This is a genomic window from Staphylococcus sp. NWU MK-U1 (assembly GCF_033283505.1).
In the GTDB taxonomy this organism is placed as follows: Bacteria; Bacillota; Bacilli; order Staphylococcales; family Staphylococcaceae; genus Staphylococcus; species Staphylococcus haemolyticus.
In genome coordinates this window covers 586593-597448 of record NZ_JAVSMG010000001.1, presented here as the reverse complement: position 1 = coordinate 597448, position 10856 = coordinate 586593, and the positions used below count along the sequence as shown (strand labels likewise).

Sequence of the window (10856 nt, the reverse complement as noted above, 5' to 3'; positions counted from 1 at the left end):
AGGGTATCTTTTGGTTATAGAAATTATGATAATTTGCGTAATCGAATTATTATAACTTCGCGACTATTTGCCTCAACCACAAAAAAAGAGATTAAACAACCTAAGGTTGCTTAATCTCAATATTTGGACTCATCAGTCCGATTTGACGTAGAGCCTTAATTATAGAACCTGTGACTTTTCGAATGTCACAGGTTATTTTTATGTATATACAGAAATAAATTTTGTGTGAACATGATGCAATCTATAAATGGAATTTATTTATTCCGAGCATATTGAAGTCTATGTCTTCATATATGATGGCAAAGAAACGAGTAGTCGATAGAGAAGTAATAACTTTATTTCATTTTATAGTAAAAAAATTGAAAAAGTGATTGACTTATTACAATAATGAGGTTATATTATTTATTGTGATTATTTTACCTAAGACAGTAGGAGTTATAGTATAACTTAAAAATTATCCTGCCGAGGCTAAAATTGACTTGAACGTGTGATCATAAAAATGATCTTTCAAGCGCTTTTTGCCGTGGGTAGAAAGTGCTTTTTTTATTGAGAAATTTAAAAAGCACCAAAAATAAAAATGGAGGTGTCTGAATGTCTGCTATTATCGAAGCTAAAAAACAACAAGTTGATGTTATTGCTGAACAACTTAAAAATTCAGTTTCAACTGTTATCGTTGACTACCGTGGCTTAACAGTTGCAGAAGTAACAGAACTACGTTCACAATTACGTGAAGCTGGTGTTGAGTATAAAGTTTACAAAAACACTATGGTTCGTCGTGCAGCTGAACAAGCAGGTATCGAAGGCTTAGATGAATTCTTAACAGGTCCTACAGCTGTTGCAACTTCAACTGAAGATGTAGTAGCACCAGCGAAAGTTATCGCAGGATTTGCTAAAGAACACGAAGCTTTAGAAATCAAAACAGGCGTTATGGAAGGTAGCGTTATTTCAGCAGAAGAAGTTAAAACTGTTGGTTCATTACCTTCACACGATGGTCTTGTTTCTATGCTTTTATCAGTATTACAAGCTCCAGTACGCAACTTCGCTTATGCGGTTAAAGCTGTTGGAGAACAAAAAGAAGAAAGCGCTGAATAATTGCGCATAAAAAAATTAAAATAATTGGAGGAAATATAAAATGGCTAATCAAGAACAAATCATTGAAGCAATTAAAGAAATGTCAGTATTAGAATTAAACGATTTAGTAAAAGCAATTGAAGAAGAATTTGGTGTAACAGCAGCAGCTCCTGTAGCAGCAGCTGGTGCAGCTGGTGGCGGAGACGCAGCAGCAGAAAAAACTGAATTTGACGTTGAGTTAACTTCAGCTGGATCTTCAAAAATCAAAGTTGTTAAAGCAGTTAAAGAAGCAACTGGCTTAGGCTTAAAAGATGCTAAAGAATTAGTAGATAACGCTCCTAAAGTAATCAAAGAAGGCGTTGCTAAAGAAGAAGCTGAAAAACTTAAAGAACAATTAGAAGAAGTTGGAGCTACTGTAGAATTAAAATAATTCTAGTATCTTAACTTAATATCGAAGGTTATGTGTTTTTAATGTATTAATAATACATTATCAGAACTAACCCGAATTCTTTGAGAAATTAAAACCCCGTTATCACGATAACGGGGTTTTTACTTCATTTTCTAGTAAAATAAAGATGAACAATGAAAAAAGAGGTGACGTTATGGGACACTATTATGATGAAGATCCAGATGTACAAAGTGATGAAAGAGTCATTCAATATCATTATCATTCCCATCAATTAAATTTAACTACAGATGCAGGTGTGTTCTCAAAAGCACAAGTAGATTTTGGATCAGACACGTTAGTACAAACATTTTTAAACGAGCATCCTCCTGGACCAAGTAAGACGATTGCTGATGTCGGATGCGGGTATGGTCCGATAGGATTAATGATTGCAAAAGTTTCGCCACATCATCAAATTACTATGGTTGATGTGAATCATCGTGCGTTAAATCTTGCTGAAAAGAATAAAAAAGCAAATCAAATTGATAACGTCATTATTAAAGAAAGTGATGGTTTATCACAACTAAAGGATAGTCATTTTGATTTTGTACTAACCAATCCTCCCATTAGAGCTGGCAAAGAAGTTGTTCATCGTATTTTTGAAGAAGCATATCAACAGTTAAATTCACAAGGTGAGTTGTACGTTGTGATTCAAAAGAAACAAGGTATGCCTTCTGCTAAAAAGAAAATGGAAGAAATTTTCAATAATGTCGAAGTTGTTAACAAGAATAAAGGATACTATATATTGAAAAGCCGAAAAGGTTGATTTAAAAGTTGTATTCTGATATAGTTATAAAATGTAAAAATTTATGTTCAATAAGTGTGTACTTTTACGCGAAAAGAGTACGATAAACAAGAATAAATGTAGAATCGAAAATGGTGTCATCAACTGTGTTGCCGTTTTCTTTTTGTCTTGTTATACGATTTTTACGCGTATTGGTTCATCACACAATATTTGAGGGGTGAATCTGTTTGGCAGGTCAAGTTGTCCAATATGGAAGACATCGTAAACGTAGAAATTATGCGAGAATTTCAGAAGTATTAGAATTACCAAACTTAATAGAAATTCAAACTAAATCTTACGACTGGTTCCTAAAAAAAGGTTTATTAGAAATGTTCCGTGATATTTCTCCAATTGAAGATTTCACAGGTAACCTTTCTTTAGAGTTTGTAGATTATCGATTAGGTGAACCAAAATATGATTTAGAAGAATCAAAAAACCGTGACGCTACTTATGCTGCACCTCTTCGTGTTAAAGTACGTCTAATAATCAAAGAAACTGGCGAAGTTAAAGAACAAGAAGTATTTATGGGTGACTTCCCATTAATGACAGATACAGGTACATTCGTAATCAATGGTGCAGAACGTGTAATCGTGTCTCAATTAGTACGTTCACCATCCGTTTATTTCAATGAAAAAATTGACAAAAACGGTCGTGAAAACTATGATGCGACAATTATCCCTAACCGTGGTGCATGGTTAGAATATGAAACAGATGCTAAAGATGTAGTTTATGTACGTATTGATAGAACACGTAAATTACCATTAACAGTATTATTACGTGCTTTAGGCTTCTCAAATGATCAAGAAATTATTGATTTATTAGGAGACAGTGAATATTTACGTAATACGCTTGAAAAAGATGGCACTGAAAATACTGAGCAAGCATTATTAGAAATATACGAACGTTTACGTCCTGGTGAGCCACCAACAGTTGAAAATGCGAAAAGTTTACTTTATTCACGCTTTTTCGACCCTAAACGTTATGATTTAGCAAGTGTTGGTCGTTACAAAGCTAATAAAAAATTACACTTAAAACACCGCTTATTTAACCAAAAATTAGCAGAACCAATCGTTAATAGTGAAACTGGTGAAATTGTTGCCGAAGAAGGTACAGTTTTAGACCGTCGTAAATTAGACGAAATTATGGAAGTTTTAGAAACAAATGCTAATAGTGAAGTGTTTGAATTAGAAGGTACAGTTATTGATGAACCTGTTGAGATTCAATCAATCAAAGTTTACGTACCAAATGATGAAGAAGGTCGTACGACTACTGTAATCGGTAATGCGTTACCAGATTCAGAAGTTAAATGTATTACACCAGCAGATATCATTGCTTCAATGAGTTATTTCTTTAACTTGTTAAATGGCATTGGTTACACAGACGATATTGACCACTTAGGAAACCGTCGTTTACGTTCAGTTGGTGAATTATTACAAAACCAATTCCGTATCGGTTTATCAAGAATGGAACGTGTTGTACGTGAAAGAATGTCAATTCAAGATACAGACTCTATCACACCACAACAATTAATTAATATCCGTCCAGTTATTGCGTCAATTAAAGAGTTCTTCGGTAGCTCTCAATTATCACAATTCATGGACCAAGCTAACCCATTAGCTGAGTTAACACATAAACGTCGTCTTTCTGCATTAGGACCTGGTGGTTTAACACGTGAACGTGCTCAAATGGAAGTACGTGACGTTCACTACTCTCACTATGGTCGTATGTGTCCAATCGAGACTCCAGAGGGACCAAACATTGGTTTGATTAACTCATTATCAAGTTATGCACGTGTGAATGAATTTGGTTTCATTGAAACACCATATCGTAAAGTAGACTTAGACACTAACTCTATTACAGATCAAATCGACTACTTAACAGCTGATGAAGAAGATAGCTATGTAGTTGCTCAAGCGAACTCTCGCTTAGATGAAAATGGTCGTTTCTTAGATGATGAAGTCGTATGTCGTTTCCGTGGTAATAACACAGTTATGGCTAAAGAGAAAATGGACTACATGGACGTATCTCCTAAACAAGTAGTTTCAGCTGCGACAGCATGTATTCCTTTCCTTGAAAATGATGACTCTAACCGTGCATTAATGGGTGCAAACATGCAACGTCAAGCAGTACCATTGATGAACACAGAAGCACCATTTGTTGGTACAGGTATGGAACATGTTGCTGCACGTGACTCAGGTGCTGCAATTACAGCTAAATATAGAGGTCGCGTTGAACATGTTGAATCTAAAGAAATCTTAGTTCGTCGTTTAGTAGAAGAAAACGGTACTGAACATGAAGGTGAATTAGATCGTTATCCATTAGCTAAATTCAAACGTTCAAACACTGGTACTTGTTACAACCAACGTCCAATTGTTTCAGTTGGCGATGTCGTTGAATATAATGAAATTTTAGCTGACGGACCATCAATGGAATTAGGTGAAATGGCATTAGGTCGTAACGTTGTCGTTGGTTTCATGACTTGGGACGGTTACAACTATGAGGATGCTGTTATTATGAGTGAACGTCTAGTTAAAGATGACGTTTATACTTCAATTCATATTGAAGAGTATGAATCAGAAGCTCGTGATACTAAACTAGGACCTGAAGAAATCACTCGTGATATTCCAAATGTTTCAGAAAATGCACTTAAAAACTTAGATGATCGTGGTATTGTCTACGTTGGTGCTGAAGTTAAAGACGGTGACATCTTAGTAGGTAAAGTAACGCCTAAAGGTGTGACTGAATTAACAGCTGAAGAAAGATTATTACACGCTATCTTCGGTGAAAAAGCACGTGAAGTACGTGATACATCATTACGTGTACCTCACGGAGCTGGTGGTATCGTTCTAGATGTTAAAGTATTTAACCGTGAAGAAGGCGATGATACTTTATCTCCAGGCGTTAACCAATTAGTACGTGTATACATCGTACAAAAACGTAAAATCCATGTTGGGGACAAAATGTGTGGTCGTCATGGTAACAAAGGGGTTATCTCTAAGATTGTACCTGAAGAAGATATGCCTTACTTACCAGATGGACGTCCAATTGACATCATGTTAAACCCACTTGGTGTACCATCTCGTATGAACATCGGACAAGTATTAGAATTACACTTAGGTATGGCTGCTAAAAACTTAGGCATCCATGTTGCATCTCCAGTATTCGATGGTGCGAACGATGATGATGTATGGTCAACAATCGAAGAAGCAGGTATGGCTCGTGACGGTAAAACAGTCTTATACGATGGTAGAACTGGTGAACCATTCGATAATCGTATTTCTGTTGGTGTTATGTACATGCTTAAACTTGCACACATGGTTGACGATAAATTACACGCTCGTTCAACTGGTCCATACTCACTAGTTACACAACAACCGCTTGGTGGTAAAGCACAATTCGGTGGACAACGTTTCGGTGAGATGGAGGTATGGGCACTAGAAGCATATGGTGCTGCTTACACATTACAAGAAATCTTAACTTATAAATCTGACGATACAGTAGGACGTGTTAAAACATACGAAGCTATCGTTAAAGGTGAAAACATCTCTAGACCAAGTGTTCCAGAATCATTCCGCGTATTGATGAAAGAATTACAAAGTTTAGGTTTAGATGTCAAAGTTATGGATGAACAAGATAATGAAATCGAAATGGCTGATGTTGATGATGAAGATGCAACTGAGCGCAAAGTAGATTTACAACAAAAAGATGTTCCTGAAACTCAAAAAGAAACTACTGACTAATTAGAATTTGAAGTTATAAAAAAGTAAGGGATTAGAAACTCAGTTCGATTTAAATTAAAAATAAGCTAATCGTGCTGATTTCTTCCCTATAATCATATGACTTGTTTTAGTTTCAATAGATGTAAATCAATCAAATAGCACAGCTAATCTAAATTGAAGGAGGTAGGCTCCTTGATTGATGTAAATAATTTCCATTATATGAAAATCGGTTTAGCCTCACCTGAAAAAATCCGTTCATGGTCATACGGTGAAGTAAAAAAACCAGAAACAATCAACTATCGTACATTGAAACCAGAAAAAGATGGTCTTTTCTGTGAAAGAATTTTTGGACCTACAAAAGACTGGGAATGTAGTTGTGGTAAGTACAAACGTGTACGCTACAAAGGCATGGTTTGTGACAGATGTGGTGTAGAAGTAACTAAATCTAAAGTACGTCGTGAAAGAATGGGACACATTGAATTAGCAGCTCCAGTTTCACATATTTGGTATTTTAAAGGTATTCCAAGTCGTATGGGTCTTTTATTAGACATGTCTCCTAGAGCATTAGAAGAAGTTATTTATTTCGCTTCATATGTTGTAGTAGATCCAGGTCCAACAGGCTTAGAGAAAAAATCATTATTATCTGAAGCTGAATTCAGAGAATATTACGATAAATACCCAGGTCAATTTGTAGCTAAAATGGGTGCTGAAGGTATTAAAGACCTATTAGAAGAAATTAACTTAGACGAAGAATTAAAATCATTGCGTGACGAATTAGAATCTGCAACTGGTCAAAGATTGACACGTGCGATTAAACGTTTAGAAGTTGTTGAATCATTCAGAAACTCTGGTAATAATCCAGCGTGGATGATTTTAGACGTACTTCCAATTATTCCACCTGAAATCCGTCCAATGGTTCAGTTAGATGGTGGACGTTTCGCAACAAGTGATTTAAATGATTTATACCGTCGTGTGATTAACCGTAATAATCGTTTAAAACGTTTATTAGACTTAGGTGCTCCTGGCATCATCGTTCAAAACGAAAAACGTATGTTGCAAGAAGCAGTTGATGCTTTAATCGATAACGGTCGTCGTGGTCGTCCAGTTACTGGTCCAGGTAACAGACCATTGAAATCACTTTCACATATGTTGAAAGGTAAACAAGGTCGTTTCCGTCAAAACTTACTTGGTAAACGTGTTGACTATTCAGGTCGTTCAGTTATCGCTGTTGGTCCAAGCTTAAAAATGTATCAATGTGGATTACCTAAAGAAATGGCGCTTGAATTGTTCAAGCCATTCGTAATGAAGGAATTAGTTCAACGTGAAATTGCTACTAACATCAAAAATGCTAAAAGTAAGATTGAGCGTATGGACGATGAAGTATGGGACGTATTGGAAGATGTAATCAGAGAACACCCTGTATTACTTAACCGTGCACCTACTCTTCACAGATTAGGTATCCAAGCATTCGAACCTACATTAGTTGAAGGTCGTGCTATCCGTCTACACCCACTTGTAACAACAGCTTACAACGCGGACTTTGACGGTGACCAAATGGCCGTTCACGTTCCTTTATCTAAAGAAGCACAAGCTGAAGCACGTATGTTAATGTTAGCTGCTCAAAACATCTTGAACCCTAAAGACGGTAAACCTGTCGTAACACCATCACAAGATATGGTATTAGGTAACTATTACCTAACATTAGAACGTAAAGATGCAGTGAACACTGGTACTATCTTTAATGATACAAACGAAGTGCTTAAAGCTTATGCAAATGGCTATGTTCATTTACACACTCGTATTGGTGTACATGCGAAATCATTTAACAACCCTACATTCACAGAAGCTCAAAACAACAAAATTTTAGCTACTTCAGTAGGTAAAGTGATTTTCAATGAAATCATTCCTGATTCATTCGCATTCATCAATGAACCTAGTCAAACAAATCTTGAAGGTAAAACACCTGACAAATACTTTATTGATTCAACTCAATTGGGTGAAGGTGGACTTAAAGCATACTTTGAAGAACAAGAACTTATTGAACCATTCAATAAAAAATTCTTAGGTAATATTATTGCCGAAGTCTTCAATAGATTCAGTATCACTGATACATCTATGATGCTTGACCGTATGAAAGATTTAGGTTTCAAATTCTCATCTAAAGCTGGTATCACTGTTGGTGTAGCAGATATTGTTGTACTTCCAGATAAACAAGACATTTTAGATGAGCACGAAAAATTAGTAGAACGTGTATCTAAACAATTTAATCGTGGTTTAATTACTGAAGATGAACGTTATAATGCCGTTGTTGAAATTTGGACAGATGCCAAAGATCAAATTCAAGGCGAATTAATGCAATCTCTTGAGAAAACAAACCCAATCTTCATGATGAGTGATTCTGGTGCACGTGGTAACGCATCTAACTTTACACAATTAGCTGGTATGCGTGGTTTAATGGCCGCACCATCAGGTAAAATTATTGAGTTACCAATCACATCTTCATTCCGTGAAGGTTTAACAGTGTTAGAATACTTCATCTCTACACACGGTGCGCGTAAAGGTCTTGCCGATACAGCCCTTAAAACAGCTGACTCTGGTTACCTTACTCGTCGTCTTGTTGACGTTGCTCAAGACGTTATTGTTCGTGAAGAAGACTGTGGCACAGACCGCGGCTTACTAGTTTCTGATATCAAAGAAGGTACAGAAATGATCGAACCATTCATCGAACGTATTGAAGGACGTTATTCTAAAGAAACAATTCGTCATCCTGAAACTGATGAAATCATCATCCGTCCAGACGAATTAATCACTGCTGAAATCGCTAAGAAAATCACTGATGCCGGTATTGAACAAATGTACATCCGCTCAGCATTTACATGTAACACACGTCACGGTGTTTGTGAAAAATGTTACGGTAAAAACCTTGCTACTGGTGAAAAAGTTGAAGTGGGTGAAGCAGTTGGTACAATCGCTGCTCAATCAATCGGTGAACCTGGTACCCAACTTACAATGCGTACATTCCATACAGGTGGTGTAGCAGGAAGCGATATCACTCAAGGTCTTCCACGTATCCAAGAGATCTTTGAAGCACGTAATCCAAAAGGTCAAGCTGTGATTACTGAAATCGAAGGTGTCGTTGAAGATATTAAATTAGCAAAAGATCGCCAACAAGAAATTGTTGTTAAAGGTGCTAATGAAACAAGATCTTACTTAGCTTCAGGTACTTCTAGATTAAAAGTAGAAGTCGGTCAATCAGTTGAACGTGGTGAAGTATTAACTGAAGGTTCAATCGAACCTAAGAACTTCCTAGCTGTTGCTGGTTTAAATGCGACTGAAAGCTACTTACTTAAAGAAGTTCAAAAAGTTTATCGTATGCAAGGTGTAGAAATTGACGATAAACACGTTGAAGTAATGGTAAGACAAATGTTACGTAAAGTTAGAATCATCGAAGCTGGTGATACTAAGTTATTACCTGGTTCATTGGTTGACATTCATAGCTTTACAGATGCAAACAGAGAAGCGTTTAAAGAACGTAAACGTCCAGCAACTGCTAAACCAGTATTGCTTGGTATTACAAAAGCTTCTCTTGAAACTGAAAGCTTCTTATCAGCAGCATCATTCCAAGAAACAACTCGTGTACTTACAGATGCAGCAATCAAAGGTAAACGCGACGACTTACTTGGACTTAAAGAAAACGTTATTATTGGTAAGTTAATTCCAGCTGGTACTGGTATGAGACGCTATAGTGACGTTAAATATGATAAAGCTGAAACACCAGTTACTGAAACTGAAGAAGCAGAAATCATTGAGTAATTAATGAAATAAAACTAAATTCATATTTATTTCAATATTGACGAGACGGGACTTATCAATCTTTTGAGACGATAGTCTCGTTCTCGTTCTTTATTTTTTATAATTAGTAAAAAGTCTGCAAAATATGTTGACTTAATGCTGATTTAAGTGTTATTATTGTAAAGGTTGATGCAAGCAGAACTTTGGAGGATATTTTAATGTCTAATGAAAAAGTTGCACGCTTTAACAAACAACACTATGTAGTTGGTCTTAAAGAAACGCTTAAAGCGTTAAATAGAGATCAAGTTGCATCTTTGATTATTGCTCAAGACGTTGAGGTACATTTGTTAGCTCGCGTATTTAGTTTAATCAATCATAAAAATATACCTATTACTTATTTTCAAAGCAAGCATGCTTTAGGTAGTTATGTAGGTATTAACGTTAATGCGACTATTGTTGCGTTATTGAATGAGAATTAGTAAGTATATTGCTTACTAAATTTTATTTAACCTAAAAATGAACCACCTGGATGTGTGGAATTAAAAAGTGAAGAGAGGAGGACATTTCAATGCCAACTATTAACCAATTAGTACGTAAACCTAGACAAAGCAAATCTAAAAAATCAGATTCACCAGCTTTAAACAGAGGTTTTAATAGTAAAAAGAAACAATTTACTAACTTAAATTCACCTCAAAAACGTGGTGTTTGTACTCGTGTAGGTACTATGACACCTAAAAAACCTAACTCAGCGTTACGTAAATATGCACGTGTGCGTTTATCAAATAATATTGAAATCAACGCATACATCCCTGGTATCGGCCATAACTTACAAGAACACAGTGTAGTACTTGTACGTGGTGGACGTGTAAAAGACTTACCTGGTGTGCGTTACCACATCGTACGTGGTGCACTTGATACTTCAGGTGTTGATGGACGTAGACAAGGCCGTTCATTATACGGAACTAAAAAACCTAAAAATTAAGTTTAAGATTGTGTAAATTTTAATTTCAATTTTTAATAATATACTATAATAGGAAGGGAGGAT

General features: G+C 35.9%; 7 protein-coding genes and 1 other annotated feature. All 7 genes read left to right on the top strand.

Annotated elements, in window-relative coordinates:
• Nucleotides 1-401 precede the first annotated feature (401 nt).
• Nucleotides 402-553, top strand: a sequence feature (ribosomal protein L10 leader region).
• A 38-nt stretch (nt 554-591) separates the two neighbouring features.
• Nucleotides 592-1092 (top strand): 50S ribosomal protein L10, encoded by a 501-nt coding sequence (gene rplJ / locus SBL16_RS02985; RefSeq protein ID WP_011276721.1) that lies wholly within the window; start codon nt 592-594, stop codon nt 1090-1092.
• 40 nt (nt 1093-1132) lie between these two features.
• Nucleotides 1133-1501 (top strand): 50S ribosomal protein L7/L12, encoded by a 369-nt coding sequence (gene rplL, locus SBL16_RS02980; protein ID WP_011276720.1) that lies wholly within the window; start codon nt 1133-1135, stop codon nt 1499-1501.
• A gap of 172 nt (nt 1502-1673) precedes the next feature.
• On the top strand, nt 1674-2282 hold the full coding sequence (locus SBL16_RS02975; RefSeq protein WP_317952668.1) for a class I SAM-dependent methyltransferase: 609 nt from the start codon (nt 1674-1676) through the stop codon (nt 2280-2282).
• Between the two features lie 206 nt (nt 2283-2488).
• Entirely contained in the window at nt 2489-6040 is a 3552-nt protein-coding gene (gene rpoB, locus SBL16_RS02970) for a DNA-directed RNA polymerase subunit beta (RefSeq protein WP_107612223.1), read from the top strand.
• Between the two features lie 198 nt (nt 6041-6238).
• Nucleotides 6239-9832 carry a DNA-directed RNA polymerase subunit beta' gene (rpoC, locus tag SBL16_RS02965; protein ID WP_160380553.1) on the top strand — a complete coding sequence of 1198 codons (3594 nt, stop codon included), beginning with the start codon at nt 6239-6241 and terminating at the stop codon, nt 9830-9832.
• A 197-nt stretch (nt 9833-10029) separates the two neighbouring features.
• Entirely contained in the window at nt 10030-10290 is a 261-nt protein-coding gene (locus SBL16_RS02960; protein ID WP_011276716.1) for a ribosomal L7Ae/L30e/S12e/Gadd45 family protein, read from the top strand.
• 89 nt (nt 10291-10379) lie between these two features.
• Entirely contained in the window at nt 10380-10793 is a 414-nt protein-coding gene (rpsL, locus tag SBL16_RS02955; RefSeq protein WP_016931318.1) for a 30S ribosomal protein S12, read from the top strand.
• Nucleotides 10794-10856 lie beyond the last annotated feature (63 nt).

What these genes read in the sequence shown, in the direction of transcription:
- rplJ (WP_011276721.1), top strand. Translation starts at nt 592, where the DNA reads ATGTCTGCTATTATCGAAGCTAAAAAACAACAAGTTGATGTTATTGCT.
- rplL (WP_011276720.1), top strand. Translation starts at nt 1,133, where the DNA reads ATGGCTAATCAAGAACAAATCATTGAAGCAATTAAAGAAATGTCAGTA.
- SBL16_RS02975 (WP_317952668.1), top strand. Translation starts at nt 1,674, where the DNA reads ATGGGACACTATTATGATGAAGATCCAGATGTACAAAGTGATGAAAGA.
- rpoC (WP_160380553.1), top strand. Translation starts at nt 6,239, where the DNA reads ATGAAAATCGGTTTAGCCTCACCTGAAAAAATCCGTTCATGGTCATAC.
- SBL16_RS02960 (WP_011276716.1), top strand. Translation starts at nt 10,030, where the DNA reads ATGTCTAATGAAAAAGTTGCACGCTTTAACAAACAACACTATGTAGTT.
- rpsL (WP_016931318.1), top strand. Translation starts at nt 10,380, where the DNA reads ATGCCAACTATTAACCAATTAGTACGTAAACCTAGACAAAGCAAATCT.